We start from the raw sequence: 14036 nt of genomic DNA on the forward strand, positions 1-14036 counted from the left end.
AACGCATAATCAGGGTGACACGGAGATTATGCGCCGGGCAATAATTCATCTTCACGGATGGTCTGAATCGTAATCTGAGCATCAACAACGCCACGTTGTTTCATGTGACATGACCAGCCGGAATTGGTTTTTTCGATCGTAAACAAGTTATATGCCGCCGGCGGTTTGTGACTGCCAAAGCTCTGGCTTGCCGAAGGAACACAAATAACAGGCACAGTCCAGCTTGGTCCATTAATGTCATAGCGCGTGGCCAGGTGGGTATGGCCGTGTAAAACAAGTTCAGCGCCGTGCTGACGTACAATCCGCTGGAAAAGGCCGATTCCGAGCAGTCGCTTATGGGCAGGTGCTGCGCCGCGAACAGGTGGGTGATGGATCATGATTACACGAAACAGGCCGCGCTGCCCCGTTTCGGTCAGAATTTCACCCAGCTTCTTTGCCTGTTTTGATCTAAGATCGCCAGTCGCCATAAAGGGGGCTGTCGCGCGAGCGGAAGAAACACCGATTAATGCAACGTCGCCGCGCACTCGCAGATAGGGAAACTCAACAGGCAGGTTCTCTGTTAACTGCTTGTCGCCACGCATCCAGGCTTCCCAAAAGCGGCGCGTCTTTTTCAATGCACCTGGAACATAAGCGTCGTGATTGCCCGGGACCACGGAGACATCCTCCGCTTGCCCCAAGGTTTCGAGCCAGCGTTGAGCCGTTTCAAGTTCTTCGTCCAGAGCAAGATTGACCAAGTCGCCGGTGACGGCAATATGATCCGGGTGCTGCGCCCTGAGATCATCTGTCAGCGCATCCAACGTACCTCCAGTCATCATGCCTTTGCGATTTGAACGCCAGTTGATATAGCCGGTGATACGTTTTGAAATCAGCTCGCGCAACGTAAGTGCGGGCAGGGGAGACAGATGGATATCGGAGATATGGGCGAGACGAAACATCAATCCAGCTTTATGAGACTATTTGATTGGAATCCAGTGATAGAACCGTCGCATGGTTCGAAAGGTCTATGGAAAACTGGATACCATGGCTGAAAAATATTCCAGATGGCGTCGCCGCCTCTTTCACGCTTATTTCGTACTTCGTCGTCCAATGACGCTGGGTGCGCGGGGAGTCGTGCTCAATGAGGCAACAAACTCAGTTTTTCTTATCCGCCATACCTATGTTGCCGGCTGGCAATTTCCCGGCGGCGGCGTCGAAACTGGTCACACTGTTGAACAGACTCTTGCCAAGGAACTTATGGAGGAAGGCAATATCGAACTGACGGGACGTCCCGAGCTTTTCGCCATATATCATAATGCTCACGCCTCAAAGCGTGATCATGTTGCCCTCTATATCTGCAAGTCCTTTCGTCAAGTTGCACCCTTCCTTGCCAACCGTGAAATTGCAGAGGCAGGCTTCTTCAAGCTTGACGACTTGCCCGAGGAAACGACGCCTTCCACACGACAACGGCTTGCAGAAATATTGGGCGGTCTTGAGCCGCCCCTTTTTTGGTAGGTTCAAAAGCCGTTAGAAGCGATTGCGGTCATGAGGTGCCGCGTAGTCGATGTCAGGCCCAACGGGAACAATGCCTGTCGGATTTATCGTCTTATGGCTCTCATAATAATGCCGCTTTATGTGCTGCATGTTGACTGTCGGAGCGATGCCCGGAACCTGATAAAGTTCGCGGACATAGTTTGACAGGTTAGGGTAGTCGGCAATGCGCTGACGATTGCACTTGAAGTGACCGACATAAACCGGATCAAAGCGTAGAAGCGTTGTAAATAACCGCCAGTCAGCTTCCGTCAGGCGATTGCCAACAAGATAGCGCTGGTTGGATAATCTGAGTTCGATTTCGTCCAACGCGCCAAACAATTGAGCGAAGGCCTCTTCATAGGCCGCCTGTGTGGTGGCGAATCCGGTACGATAAACGCCATTGTTGATATTCGGGTAAATCACCGCGTTGATGGCGTCTATTTCGCTGCGTAGTTCCTCGGGATAGAAATCAAAATCCGGATCGCCAAATTCGTTAAACGCTGAATTGAGCATACGGATGATTTCGGAGGACTCATTGGAGACAATGGTATTTTGCTGCCGATCCCAAAGTACCGGCACAGTCACGCGTCCCGAATAATTGGTATCGGCGCGCGTATAGACTTCGTGTAGACGCTTGTATCCAAAAAGATGATCTGTGGTAGCGCCATCCTTCCCGTCAAACGTCCAGCCTTCGGCCCCCATGTAATAGTCAACAACAGAAACTGAAATGACGTCCTGCAGTTGCTTCAGGGCGCGGAAGATCAGCGTTCGGTGAGCCCAAGGACAGGCATAGGAAACATAAAGGTGATAGCGGCCCGATTCAGCTTTGAAGCCAGCATCGCCGGTTGGTCCGGCGCTGCCGTCTGGCGTTACCCAATTGCGAAACTGCGATTCCGAACGGATGAAGCGGCCACCGCTATCCTTGGTGTCATACCATTGGTTGTGCCAAACTCCGTCAATCAACAGGCCCATTTTGTTTCCCTTCAAAAGCGTTCATCACTCGGGTATACGCATGTATGGTGATTACCTATACCTATTATATTCTGTTACCAGCGCGTATGCGATAAACAGAGTGTCGCTTTCTGGAATCCTCCTTCACATTTCTGGTTTACGGCGGCTCGGTTTAATGGTAGCGAGGAAAAATGAAGACATTTGTGACAGGTATTTTGTTCATCCGACGATGAAACCTTAACCGACGCTAATAGCGGCGGATGTTCCTGTATTGCCTTCTGAACATGAAGGCTTTGTCTTACTCCCATATGAAGATACCAAGCATGCTGTCTCATGTCGTGACCTACGCGCCGGAAGAACCGGTGCATGACGCTGCCATTGAGGATATTAACAAGGAAGCTTTCGGCCCCGGACGCTTTACCCGTGCCGCTTACCGTATCCGTGAAGGCGGCCCTCACGATCGCAGTCTTTCCTTTGTTGCAATGAATGGTGATCATGTTGTGGGCTCCGTGCGGCTCACGCCCATTCGTATCGGAGATACTGATGCCATGTTGCTTGGCCCGCTTGCTGTGCGCCCTGCCTGGAAGAAACAGGGCATTGGTGCCGCTTTGATGCGAGCCAGCATGGAGGCAACACGACTTGCTGGTCATAGTCTGGTAATTCTGGTCGGAGATGAACCCTATTATGCGCCATTTGGTTTTCGCAGGATTGAAGGTCATCAAATCCAAATGCCGGCACCAGTTGAGCCATCGCGCTTCCTGGCATGTGAGCTTGTTCCTTACGCATTGAAAGAAGTCCAAGGAAAGGTCAGGCATGCCTCAGCGAAATGAGGTTATTTTCCTTCGCGATACCACATGCCACCGAGCAGCAGTATCATTGCAGCAAGGCCAAGGAAACCTGAAAACAAGGGTAGGCGGTCCACGCTTTTAAGGACTGTCTCGTTGGTCGGGCGAAGTCCAATCCAGTTGTCGCCGCTGGCGCTGGCTACGCCGCGTGACGCGACAATATTCGGAATCTCTATTGATGTTTGATCCACGCTCGCCCGCAGACGGCGCGCACCACCACCTGTTTCATGGGTCAGTGGATCGAGCTTGGCTGTAGTGGAAACGTTGTCTGCGAACTCAGGCGCATCCACGGGTCCGACATGCGCAAGGGTTGTCAGATCGCCATTAGCCACCTGATAAAGCCCAATTTCCGCCATGGGCACAGATGCAGTGAAAACACCCGGCTCCGTTTCGGCCAAGGGCACGGACCGGGTCTTGCCTGATGGGGTGATAACACTCGCAGGATCGGCAGTTTTTGCCATCGTCTGGCGGCGAATCTCCAAATTGCGCCCGGAGCCCTTTGCCGTCAGAGCTTCCTCTTCCAACTCAGGTTCTTTCATCAACCAATGGGCGATACGCCGGTAAAGTGCCGCATGCGGTCCACCACCCTCAAAGCCACGTGCCCAGAGCCAACCTTGATCGGAAAGGAACATGCCGACACGCCCTTCACCCAAGCGGTTTAAAACGAGCAATGGCCGGTCACCTGCATCCATAACGACTTCGCCTTCGGGCTGATTGACGTCGATAACACGGAACCAGCGGCTCCAGTTTGGCGGCTCTTGGGTACTTCCCTCAAGCCCGCGCGTTACAGGATGACGTTTCCCCTGCTCACTGAGGCGAGGATAGAAGGCTCTTTCCTCGATGTTGCCCGTTGGAATGGCAGGAAGAACTGAAAGCAGAGGCGTATTGGCAATCGACATGTTGCCGGCATATTCCGGACCAGCGGCAATCAAGAGCGCGCCACCCCGTTGAACATAGTCATTGATATAGTCGTAGTAGAGCAACGGCAGCACGTCTCGATGCTGATACCGATCGAAAATGATCAAATCGAAATCAGCAATACGCTCGACGAACAGTTCACGGGTCGGGAAGGCAATCAGCGAAAGTTCATTGATCGGCGTCGAGTCCTGCTTCTCTGGCGGGCGCAAGATCGTGAAGTGTACCAGATCAACCGATGCGTCTGATTTGAGCAGATTACGCCATGTGCGCTCGCCATTGTGTGGCTCGCCCGATACAAGCAAAACGCGAAGATTCTCGCGAATACCATCTATCATGGCCACCGCGCGGTTATTTACCTCACTCAGCTCGCCAGGAATGGTATCGACGATGATTTCGACGATGTTAACACCGGCACGAGGCAGTGTGACCTCCAGTGGCATATCTTCACCAATGATCGCGTCCTGCGTGCTTACCTGCGTACCATTGACGCGTATGCGCACGCCTGCGCGACCACCAGCGGGCTCACCAGCGCCAGTTACCCTATAGGTCATTTGTTGAGGCTTGCCGGTAAGACCAAAACGCGGAGCGCGTACAAACTGAATACGCCTGTCGATCTCATTGGGCGCGCCGGTAATCAATCCATGCACGGGGGCATTGAAACCAAGCCCGGCTTTGTTGGCTGGGATATCGTGAACCTGTCCATCAGTAATCATTATCGCGCCGCCAATACGGGCGGGTGGGACATCGCGGAATGCACCGTTCAGGGCTCCAAAAAGACGTGTCGACGTTACATCATCATTCTCAGCGGAGCGTCCGGTTTCAACAGTGCGGACTTCAAATTGCGGCAGACGAGCAAGGGCCGCCTGGACTTGAGCCAGTGCCGTATCAGTGTCGGCAGTTCGATTGCCAATATCCTGACTCTGGCTGCGATCGGCGATAATGGCCACCACACTTTTAAGCGGCTCGCGTTCTTCGTTGACGACGATCGGATTGAAAAGTGCCAGTACCAGAGCGATGACTGCCAGAACGCGCATTAAACTTCCACGCTGGCGAAAGAATACGCCTGCCAGAGCGAGCGCCACGAGCGGTGCGATCAAGAGGATGAGCAATGTATTGGAAATGAGTGGTTGGAAATCGACGGAAAGATACATTGCCTAGTTCCCCAATCGCAGGAGGAGGTCCGGCACATGCACCTGATCGGATTTATAATTGCCTGTCAGCATATACATAACAATATTAATGCCGGTCCGGAAAGCATGGACCCGCTGTACGGGATCATTTGGAATCGTTGGCAATAAAGGGGAGCCATTGGCATCAATTGCCCAAGCCCCTGCAAAATCATTGCCGGTGATAATGATAGGCGACACGCCGTCGCCAGCACGAACAGGCCGGTCGGAACGCCTGTTTTCGTTGAGCGATGCCTGGACCCAAAGAGGGCTGCCATGGTAACGGCCAGGAAAATCCTGCAGAATGTAGAATGTTTTGGTGAGAACATGATCGCTTGGCACTGGTTCCAGCGGAGGTATGTTCAGGCCTGAGAGAATGTCCCGTAGCCTCTGGGTAGAAGGCGTTGTTGAGTTCTCGAGGTTGAATGCAGCTGCGTCCTGATCGCGCGTATCAAACAGAACAGTGCCGCCTTGCTGCATATAAGCATCGATTTTGGCTATCGCTTCAGAGGAAGGCATCTTGGCTGCGGCGTCCACAGGCCAGTAAATCAATGGATAGACGGCAAGCTCATCCCGCGCAGGATCGACGCCTATGGGATCACCGGGTTCGAGTGCAGTACTGTCTGCCAATGCTCGGGAGAGTCCAAGTAGGCCTGCCTTGCTGATATCATCAACAGCGCTATTTCCGGTAATCACATAGGCCAGATGCGTCACATTGATAGCCTCAAGGATTGCCTGATCACCGGGCTTGTTGTCATTTTGTTGAGCTTGAGCGGGCGTAGGAGTGAAGGCAATAAGGGCAGGTAGCAGGAGAATTGCCAACGAAGCCACCGCCGTTGTCCGCAATCGTCGGCGCAAATGTCCGCCGAGCCAGAGAATGGCAAGTGCATCAAGCGCCAACAGAACGGCTGCAAGAGCAAAAAGCGGTCCTCTCAAGGGTATCGATTCATCAACAGCATAGCGTGCTGTCGTTATAGGAAAATTCAGTTCCGGGCGGACAAGCGGATTGATCTCGCTGTCAGGTTTGAAAAGATTGAGCGCGGTCATCGCGTCTTCTACGCCGTAGAAACCGGGCGGATTTTCGAACGTAACCGATGGGGTGGAGCCTGTAGCAATCAGTGGCTTGGTATCCTGATTGGGGGGCATCAAGGTACCCTCGCCATTGAGCGTCAAATAGGGCGGCAAGGCGCGCGCGCTGCTTGCATTATCCGATGCAATTGTTCCAGCGTTTGCCGAAAGAGAGACAATTCTGTGCAACATATCGACAAAGCTGCCGCTAATTGGAAGGTTGGACCAAGTTGCTTGCGGCGTGACATGAAAAAGGACAAGCTGTCCACGTCCGCGCGTTTCACCTGTCACAAGCGGAGTTCCATCGGCCAGATTGGCCCAATTTTTTTCGAAGAGATCGGAAGCTGGATCGGCCAGTACTTGCCGCGTTACAGTTACATCTTGTGGTGTTGGCAAACCGGCGAAAGGGCCATTCGAGGGGAAGGCTGCGACAGGCTGAGCCTCTTTCCATGAGAGCGCACCGCCCAATGACCTTTCACCCTTACGCAGGGTTACAGGCAGCAAAGGGTCTTCTTCGCTCGCAGCACCAGCAAGGCGCGGGCCTGCAAAGCGGATGAGCGTACCGCCTTTATTCACCCAGTCCGATAAGGTTTGTTCGGTTTCAGCCGGAAGTTTGCCAATATCGGCCATGATCACCACGGAGGGTTTTTGTTCCAGCAGCTCCGGTACAGCGCGAGTCAGTTCAGCACTGCGCGGATTGAGAAGATCCGCAAACGGTTCGAGGGCACGCGAGATGTAGTAGAGTGGTGATAGCAGGGGCTGTGACAGATCTCCTTGTGATCCGGAGAGCAGGGCAACTCGGCGACGCTTGTTGTTGTCGTCGATTAAATAGGTAGCACCGGCCTGGGCTGTGCCGTCGATACGCAGACTATGAAAATCGTTCCGTAGCTCATAGGGCGCAGCTATCACTGCCTCGGCAGTGGTTTCATCAGCATTGAATACAATTCCCGTATCGGCAATCCGTCGACCTTTTTCATCAAATGCTCCGACGGTGATTGCATTTGAGCTGCGATCAGCATTTGAGCGCACAACGCGAACAGTGAGGCCATTTGCATTGTTCGTGGCTTGCCTTATGGCAACCAGAGAACCTATGGATGGCTGATACCAGACCATCGAGGCAATATTGGAGCCTTCTAGCGATTTGATTGCTTCTGCCGCTTGCGGTGTATCCACACCATCATTGAGATAGGCCAGCCGCGTACCTTTCGCACCTGCCAAGGCTGCCTTGAGACGGGAAAAAGCCTGTGGGCGATCAACAGGAATGGGCCGCACAGTCAAGGCACGCAGACGCTCCAACCCAGCATTCGCGTCAAATGGGCCGATTTCGATGTTTGTTTTTTCCGCTGTCCCGACGATATAGATCAGTGCCCCATTATTTTTCGTATCGGCAATCAACCGTTCAGCAGTTTCTTTACGGGCAGTCCATTCCTCATTTGAGGACCAGCCATTATCAAGCACAATGGCAACCGGATTCTTTCCTGACATAGTTTCAGCACGGGGATTCCAGATCGGTTCCGAGAGTGCGAGAATAATGAAGGCGGCAAGCAAAAGCCGCAGAAGGGTTATCCACCAAGGGCTTTTGTTTGGCGTTTCTTCTTTTTGCTTTAGCTGCGCGAGTATTTTTAGCGGTGGAAATATTTCCATGACCGGACGCGGTGGCGTCACTCGCAACAGCCACCAAATAACTGGAAGAACGACAAGGCCTGCCAGAAGCAATGGCGCATCGAAGGCCAGGGGAAGTGCATTCATGATGCCCCTCCCTGATATCCCACATTGGCGGTCATGTTCATGTGGACTGATACAAGGGCTTCGGACGCCAGCCGGTCTGTGCGATTGGTGGTATAGCTCCAGCCGATCCGCTTGCAAAAATCGCTTAATACTGCACGGCGGGCAAAGAATAAGCGCCGGTACTCTTCGGCATAATCTTCTGCGCGTCCAAAAATCAGCGTTGATCCCGTTTCGGGATCAACGAATTCGGTTCTGCGCCGATAGGGAAAATCTTCTTCAGCTGGATCATAAACTTCGATCAAATGCGCACGCGCACCGGAATGAGCAAGTTTCTCCAGGTTAGAGATTGTTTCATCGACAGGATCAAGGAAATCACTCACCAGTACAACTTCCGAAAAACGCTTGATCCGGCTGAGATCCGGTTTAGCGCTGAGATTGCCGGCATGAGCAAGGGAGGTGGCCAAGCGTTCAGCACCGTTTCGTGACGAAGTCGGATCGGTAACACCCGGAAAGCCGATCCGCTCACCGCTGCGTGACAATAACTCTGCTAGAGCCAGTATCATGACAAGCGAGCGCGCTTCTTTTGAGGTTTGTGCCTGCTCGGATTTGAACAACATTGAAGGTGAGGGGTCGGCCCATAGCCACACTGTATGAGCTGCTTCCCATTCCTGATCGCGAATGTAGGTACGATCGTCGCGGGCAGAGCGGCGCCAGTCAATGCGCGATATAGCTTCGCCTTCTGCATAGGGTCGGAACTGCCAGAAGCTTTCACCAACACCGCTCTTACGACGGCCATGCCATCCGGTATTTACCGTATTGAGAATTCGGCGTGCCTCGACGAGCAGATCGGGCAGAAGCGCGGCGCGCTGGCGCGCGCGCGCAAGCGCGTCTCCCGTACCAGTCTTTTGGACCTGCGCGCCGATAGCTGCCATCAGATCGCGGCCTTGGTCAGGTTTCCAATGACATCCCGGACATTCATACCATCGGCGCGGGCGGCAAAGGTCAATGCCATGCGATGTTGCAGGACTGGTTCAGCAAGCGCCTTCACATCATCCACCGATGGAGCAAGACGACCATCGTAGAGGGCTCGCGCCCTTGCACAGAGCATCAAGGCTTGGCTTGCACGAGGACCGGGACCCCACGAGATGAATTTTTTTGCCATCTCATTATCCGCGCCCGGGCGTGCAGCCCGAACGAGATTGAGGATTGCATTGACCACACCTTCGGGGACCGGCATCCGTCGAATGAGATTTTGCATTGTGCGGAGACGCTCGGCATCAATGACTTTCTCCGCAACAGCTTCTGTTGTTCCGGTTGTCGCGAGAAGGATCTGCCTCTCAGCTTCAAGCTCCGGATAAAGGATATCAATCTGCATGAGGAATCGATCGAGCTGGGCTTCTGGAAGAGGGTAGGTGCCTTCCTGTTCCAGCGGGTTCTGTGTTGCCAGAACGTGAAAAGGCTGCGGCAGGTCATAGCGCTCGCCAGCAATTGTTACATGATACTCTTGCATGGCTTGCAGCAATGCAGATTGCGTGCGTGGTGACGCGCGATTGATTTCATCGGCCATGAGCAATTGCGCAAAAACCGGACCTTTGACGTAGCGGAAAGTCCGCTTGCCATGCTCATCCTGTTCCATGATTTCCGAGCCCAGAATATCGGATGGCATCAGGTCAGGCGTGAACTGAATGCGGCGCTCGTCAAGGCCGAGCACTGTGCCCAAGGTTTCAACCAGTTTGGTTTTTGCAAGACCCGGCACGCCGACAAGAAGCGCATGTCCACCAGCCAGAAGCGCGACAAGTGTTCGCTCGATGACGCTTTCCTGACCGAATATGACTTTGCCAATACCCGTTTTGATGCTGGCGATATCTGTCAGAGCCTTCTCGGCTTCTGCGATCATCTCCTTCGGATCGACCGATACCTCAGGTTTAATCACACTCATGGGTCACCTCTTAACTGGTATCTGCTCAGACTCTTTCTTAAATGAATCTAAAACACTATGACATGCTGACAAGCGGTCCAACGTTGACTATTTCGTGACGTATACAGAAAAAAGGTCGGGGCTATGGCAAAATCAACGAAGCTACCGGGAGACGCAGCAGGGCTTGAAGCACTCATCTCCCGTGCCGTGGTTACAGGAAAAGGGCTGCCACCCGTCGACAAATGGAACCCGGATTTTTGCGGCGATCTCGACATGGAGATAAGGGCCGACGGGACCTGGTTCTATATGGGTACCCCTATTGGACGGCAGCCGCTCGTCCGGTTGTTTTCCACGGTGTTGCGCAAGGATGAAGATGGAAAAACCTATCTTGTTACTCCTGTCGAGAAGGTCGGTATTCGCGTTGAGGATGCGCATTTTCTCGCTGTTGAGCTGAACGTCGCGAGCGTAGCTGGCACTCAAATAATGACATTCCGCACCAATGTCGGCGATATCGTTGAGGCCAGTTCGAGCAATCCTCTTCGCTTTACCATTGATGAGGACAATGGTGGGTTGAAACCCTATCTACTGGTGCGGGGTCGCCTCGAGGCCCTGCTTGCGCGGCCTGTAATGTACGAGTTGATTAATTATGGTGAGGAGATCGAAATTGACGGCAGGACCATGTTTGCAGTCCGTTCAAAAAATACTGTCTTTCCGATCATGCCTGCCAGTGAACTTGAGAAGCAAAGTCGATGAGCGAGAATGCGGCTTTGACTGAAGGGTTTTCAGCACGTTCGTTTGCACGACGCATGGGGTTGAAGGGCCGTCCGGATGGAGAGGTCGATCATGGTGACCATGTGCTCAACCCCGACCTTAACATGTTGATTGCTGCCAATCCTTTGCGGGATGCGGCGGTGCTTGTGCCGATCGTCGATCGCGGCGAAGAGGCGAATGTCATTCTGACATTGCGAAACGCAAACATGCGCAAGCATTCCGGACAAGTCGCATTCCCCGGCGGTGCAATTGACCCGGAAGACAATTATGAGGCTGAGACGGCGGCATTGCGTGAGGCCCATGAAGAAATCGGACTGGAACGCCGCAATGTTGAGTTGATAGGCCGTCTTCCGCGTTATCTGACAACGACAGGCTATTCGATCACGCCTGTCATCGGATTGGTATTTCCGCCCTTCGACTTAAGGCTAAATCCTGATGAAGTGGCGGATGTTTTCGAGGTACCTTTGTCATTCTTGATGAATCCTGCCAATCACCGCCGTGAAAGCCGAATTTGGCAGGGCGAGGAACGCTTTTATTATACAATGCCGTTTGGGGATCGCTTTATATGGGGCGTGACCGCGGGTATTATTAGAACGCTTTATGAAAGGCTCTACAAGTGAGCAAGATAGTTTCCATCGCAGGCAAGGCAGAGTGGCTGAATGAACCATCACTGCAATCGCTACTGGCTGTATTGTCTTCCGGTGGTGATGAAGCACGCATTGTCGGTGGGGCTGTGCGTAATACTCTTCTCGGTCAAGCCGTATCCGATATTGATATTGCGACAACTTGTTTACCGCAAATAACGCTAGAACGAGCAACCAGTGCAGGCTTTAAAGCAATCCCAACCGGTATTGATCATGGGACAGTAACCGTTGTGAGTCACGGCAAGCCTTATGAGGTTACGAGTCTACGCGCTGATGTGAGTACCAATGGGCGACATGCTGAGGTGGCCTTTGGCCGCGACTGGTCAGTGGATGCGCAACGCCGGGATTTCAGCATCAACGCACTTTATGCTGATGCCGATGGCACGGTTACGGATTTGGTAGGCGGTATTGCGGATATAGAAAGTCAGACTCTTCGTTTTATTGGGGATGCGGAGCAACGCATCCGGGAGGATTATCTTCGTATATTACGGTTTTTCCGTTTCTTTGCCTGGTATGGAAAAGGTCGTCCGGAAAGCGAAGGGCTGATAGCCTGCGCACGTTTGAAAGAGGGTCTCGCACAACTTTCGGCAGAGCGCATCTGGTCGGAACTCAAAAAACTTCTTGCGGCCCCCGATCCATCGCGAGCTTTATTGTGGATGCGGCAGGCCGGTGTGCTGTCTGCGGTGCTGCCGGAAAGTGAAAAGTGGGGTATTGATAGCATTCACGGTCTTGTCATTACTGAGCAGGATTTGCGTTGGGACGTTGACCCTATATTACGCCTTGCTAGTATCATTCCTCCAGACGTCGGGCGTATAGCCGAAATGGCGGCCAGGCTTAAGCTGTCAAATAGCGAGCGCGAGCGGCTCGAAAACTGGGCAGATGCGACGCTTCCTGCTGCGGAAATATCCGAAATAGGGTTCACCAAGAAGCTTTATCGCAGCAATGTCCAAGCTATTGAAGATCGGCTGCGCTTGGCAATCGTTAGCGCACGCGGTCAAGCAATGACTGACAATAACGCCATGATGCGCGCTGGACACTTAACAAAACAGCTTGCATATATTGCAAACTACAAGCGGCCAAAATTTCCGCTCTCCGGCGGCGATATTGTAGCAAAGAGTGGACTTAAGGGGCCGGCAATTGGCCAAATTCAACGGAAACTCGAAGAAGAATGGGTGAATTCCGGTTTCGCGCTGGAACGCGAGGCACTTTTGGCGCGAATACCGGAGATTGCCGTTACAGATTAGACAAGACGATCAGGCCGCCTTGCCCTTTTCAGGCTGGATGTTGGCTTTGATTGTGTCCAGCATGGATTCGCGAATGGTTGTCTCGCCATGAGTTTCACGCAGGTGTTCTGTCGTCCGGCGAATGATTTCAGCCTCGGTGTCGTGACGTGTGTGCCACTGGCATCCGGGAACAATGCAATGAAGTTCTTTCATAGCTTCTCTCCCTATTGTAAGTGCACAAATGCACTCTTTCACAACGGTAGAGACTATAACGCATTATAACTCAATTTGATCCCCCGAAATCCCTTCTAGGGCCATTTCACTGTCGGCGGCATGGAAGAAAGGATGGAATCGACATTGCCTCCGGTCTTCAATCCGAAGATCGTTCCGCGATCGTAAAGCAGGTTGAACTCGACGTAGCGACCGCGCCGGACAAGCTGCTCCTGACGATCGGCATCGGTCCAATCCTGATTAAAATTTTGTCTGACGAGATAGGGATAAACAACTGAAAATGCTCGGCCTACATCGCGTGTGAAATTGAAATCTGCGTCCCATCCCCCGTTCTCTTCGGATGAATGCAGCCAATCGTAAAAAATGCCGCCCGTGCCGCGGGGCTCATTACGATGCGGCAAGTAGAAGTATTCGTCGCACCAGGATTTGAATTTTTCGTGATTGGCAACTGCAGAATGTTTATCGCAAACAAACTTCATCGCTTTATGAAACGCTACCGTATCAGAATCGTCCACTTGCCGCTTGCGTTCCAGAACAGGGGTCAAATCGGCACCGCCACCGAACCACTGCCGTGTCGTCACGACCATTCGTGTATTCATATGCACTGCAGGTACAAGCGGGCTTTGTGGGTGTGCAATCAACGATATTCCTGAGGCCCAAAAGCGTGGATCCTCGTCAGCACCGGGTATTTGCTTGCGAAACTCCTGACTGAACTCGCCATGAACTGTGGAAATATGAACGCCGACCTTTTCAAAAACACGGCCATGCATCACCGACATGGTTCCTCCGCCGCCATCACCTTCACGCTTCCAAGGCGTTTGTTTGAATCGACCAGGCGCACGATCAGATAGAGGTCCCTCCAACTCATCTTCCAATAGCTCAAAACTTGCGCAAATCTTGTCGCGCAGTTCAGCAAACCAGCCGGTCGCTACTGTCTTCTTTTCTTCCAGCCCTTCTGGAAGGATGGCGAGTATGTCGGGACGGTCCATGAGATGAGAATCCTTGTTTGTCCAGCACAATAGCACAAGAGATTGCAGCCAAAAGACAAAGCTGTTTACCCAATT

13 protein-coding genes are annotated in these 14036 nt (G+C 52.8%); 5 read left to right on the forward strand and 8 right to left on the reverse strand.

From position 1 onward, the window contains the following. Nucleotides 1-26 precede the first annotated feature (26 nt). On the reverse strand, nucleotides 27-935 hold the full coding sequence (locus ACYJL1_RS07075) for a metallophosphoesterase family protein (RefSeq protein WP_460897672.1): 909 nt from the start codon (nucleotides 933-935) through the stop codon (nucleotides 27-29). Between the two features lie 85 nt (nucleotides 936-1020). Between ACYJL1_RS07075 and ACYJL1_RS07080 the strand changes: the two genes are divergently transcribed. Further along, the gene (locus ACYJL1_RS07080; protein ID WP_460897673.1) at nucleotides 1021-1491 is read left to right on the forward strand and encodes an NUDIX domain-containing protein; all 471 of its coding nucleotides are present in this window, start codon (nucleotides 1021-1023) and stop codon (nucleotides 1489-1491) included. 12 nt (nucleotides 1492-1503) lie between these two features. Here the strand turns inward: ACYJL1_RS07080 and ACYJL1_RS07085 are convergent, their stop codons facing one another. Further along, on the reverse strand, nucleotides 1504-2481 hold the full coding sequence (locus tag ACYJL1_RS07085) for a glutathione S-transferase family protein (protein WP_460897674.1): 978 nt from the start codon (nucleotides 2479-2481) through the stop codon (nucleotides 1504-1506). 302 nt (nucleotides 2482-2783) lie between these two features. Here ACYJL1_RS07085 and ACYJL1_RS07090 point away from each other — a divergent pair, with 302 nt between their 5' ends. Continuing rightward, nucleotides 2784-3290 (forward strand): GNAT family N-acetyltransferase, encoded by a 507-nt coding sequence (locus ACYJL1_RS07090; RefSeq protein WP_460897675.1) that lies wholly within the window; start codon nucleotides 2784-2786, stop codon nucleotides 3288-3290. Between the two features lie 2 nt (nucleotides 3291-3292). Here the strand turns inward: ACYJL1_RS07090 and ACYJL1_RS07095 are convergent, their stop codons facing one another. The 4 genes from ACYJL1_RS07095 to ACYJL1_RS07110 are packed head-to-tail and all read right to left on the reverse strand — an operon-like array spanning nucleotide 3293 to nucleotide 10124. Then, nucleotides 3293-5374, reverse strand: a complete 2082-nt coding sequence (locus ACYJL1_RS07095; RefSeq protein ID WP_460897676.1) for a hypothetical protein — start codon at nucleotides 5372-5374, stop codon at nucleotides 3293-3295. A gap of 3 nt (nucleotides 5375-5377) precedes the next feature. Next, nucleotides 5378-8206, reverse strand: coding sequence for a DUF4159 domain-containing protein (locus tag ACYJL1_RS07100; protein ID WP_460897677.1), 2829 nt, complete (start codon nucleotides 8204-8206; stop codon nucleotides 5378-5380). Then, the gene (locus tag ACYJL1_RS07105; RefSeq protein ID WP_460897678.1) at nucleotides 8203-9117 is read right to left on the reverse strand and encodes a DUF58 domain-containing protein; all 915 of its coding nucleotides are present in this window, start codon (nucleotides 9115-9117) and stop codon (nucleotides 8203-8205) included. Before ACYJL1_RS07105 ends, ACYJL1_RS07100 begins: the two co-directional genes overlap by 4 nt. Continuing rightward, nucleotides 9117-10124, reverse strand: coding sequence for an AAA family ATPase (locus tag ACYJL1_RS07110; protein ID WP_460897679.1), 1008 nt, complete (start codon nucleotides 10122-10124; stop codon nucleotides 9117-9119). The genes ACYJL1_RS07105 and ACYJL1_RS07110 overlap by 1 nt, the downstream gene beginning before the upstream one ends. Nucleotides 10125-10247: 123 nt before the next feature. Here ACYJL1_RS07110 and ACYJL1_RS07115 point away from each other — a divergent pair, with 123 nt between their 5' ends. Genes ACYJL1_RS07115 through ACYJL1_RS07125 form a run of 3 tightly spaced genes read left to right on the forward strand, consistent with a single transcriptional unit; the run spans nucleotide 10248 to nucleotide 12762 of the window. Further along, complete coding sequence (locus ACYJL1_RS07115) at nucleotides 10248-10856, forward strand: DUF1285 domain-containing protein (protein WP_460897680.1); 609 nt, start codon at nucleotides 10248-10250, stop codon at nucleotides 10854-10856. Beyond that, entirely contained in the window at nucleotides 10853-11494 is a 642-nt protein-coding gene (locus ACYJL1_RS07120) for a CoA pyrophosphatase (RefSeq protein WP_460897681.1), read from the forward strand. Before ACYJL1_RS07115 ends, ACYJL1_RS07120 begins: the two co-directional genes overlap by 4 nt. Then, nucleotides 11491-12762 (forward strand): CCA tRNA nucleotidyltransferase, encoded by a 1272-nt coding sequence (locus ACYJL1_RS07125; RefSeq protein ID WP_460897682.1) that lies wholly within the window; start codon nucleotides 11491-11493, stop codon nucleotides 12760-12762. The genes ACYJL1_RS07120 and ACYJL1_RS07125 overlap by 4 nt, the downstream gene beginning before the upstream one ends. A gap of 9 nt (nucleotides 12763-12771) precedes the next feature. Here the strand turns inward: ACYJL1_RS07125 and ACYJL1_RS07130 are convergent, their stop codons facing one another. Then, nucleotides 12772-12954, reverse strand: a complete 183-nt coding sequence (locus ACYJL1_RS07130; protein WP_460897683.1) for a DUF1059 domain-containing protein — start codon at nucleotides 12952-12954, stop codon at nucleotides 12772-12774. Between the two features lie 95 nt (nucleotides 12955-13049). Next, nucleotides 13050-13961 carry an oxygen-dependent coproporphyrinogen oxidase gene (hemF, locus tag ACYJL1_RS07135; protein WP_460897684.1) on the reverse strand — a complete coding sequence of 304 codons (912 nt, stop codon included), beginning with the start codon at nucleotides 13959-13961 and terminating at the stop codon, nucleotides 13050-13052. Nucleotides 13962-14036: the final 75 nt, after the last annotated feature.

This window comes from Phyllobacterium sp. K27 (assembly GCF_054796155.1).

What these genes read in the sequence shown, in the direction of transcription:
- ACYJL1_RS07090 (WP_460897675.1), top strand. Translation starts at nt 2,784, where the DNA reads ATGCTGTCTCATGTCGTGACCTACGCGCCGGAAGAACCGGTGCATGAC.
- ACYJL1_RS07115 (WP_460897680.1), top strand. Translation starts at nt 10,248, where the DNA reads ATGGCAAAATCAACGAAGCTACCGGGAGACGCAGCAGGGCTTGAAGCA.
- ACYJL1_RS07130 (WP_460897683.1), bottom strand. Translation starts at nt 12,954, where the DNA reads ATGAAAGAACTTCATTGCATTGTTCCCGGATGCCAGTGGCACACACGT.
- hemF (WP_460897684.1), bottom strand. Translation starts at nt 13,961, where the DNA reads ATGGACCGTCCCGACATACTCGCCATCCTTCCAGAAGGGCTGGAAGAA.
- ACYJL1_RS07110 (WP_460897679.1), bottom strand. Translation starts at nt 10,124, where the DNA reads ATGAGTGTGATTAAACCTGAGGTATCGGTCGATCCGAAGGAGATGATC.
- ACYJL1_RS07075 (WP_460897672.1), bottom strand. Translation starts at nt 935, where the DNA reads ATGTTTCGTCTCGCCCATATCTCCGATATCCATCTGTCTCCCCTGCCC.
- ACYJL1_RS07105 (WP_460897678.1), bottom strand. Translation starts at nt 9,117, where the DNA reads ATGGCAGCTATCGGCGCGCAGGTCCAAAAGACTGGTACGGGAGACGCG.
- ACYJL1_RS07120 (WP_460897681.1), top strand. Translation starts at nt 10,853, where the DNA reads ATGAGCGAGAATGCGGCTTTGACTGAAGGGTTTTCAGCACGTTCGTTT.
- ACYJL1_RS07085 (WP_460897674.1), bottom strand. Translation starts at nt 2,481, where the DNA reads ATGGGCCTGTTGATTGACGGAGTTTGGCACAACCAATGGTATGACACC.
- ACYJL1_RS07100 (WP_460897677.1), bottom strand. Translation starts at nt 8,206, where the DNA reads ATGAATGCACTTCCCCTGGCCTTCGATGCGCCATTGCTTCTGGCAGGC.
- ACYJL1_RS07080 (WP_460897673.1), top strand. Translation starts at nt 1,021, where the DNA reads ATGGCTGAAAAATATTCCAGATGGCGTCGCCGCCTCTTTCACGCTTAT.
- ACYJL1_RS07095 (WP_460897676.1), bottom strand. Translation starts at nt 5,374, where the DNA reads ATGTATCTTTCCGTCGATTTCCAACCACTCATTTCCAATACATTGCTC.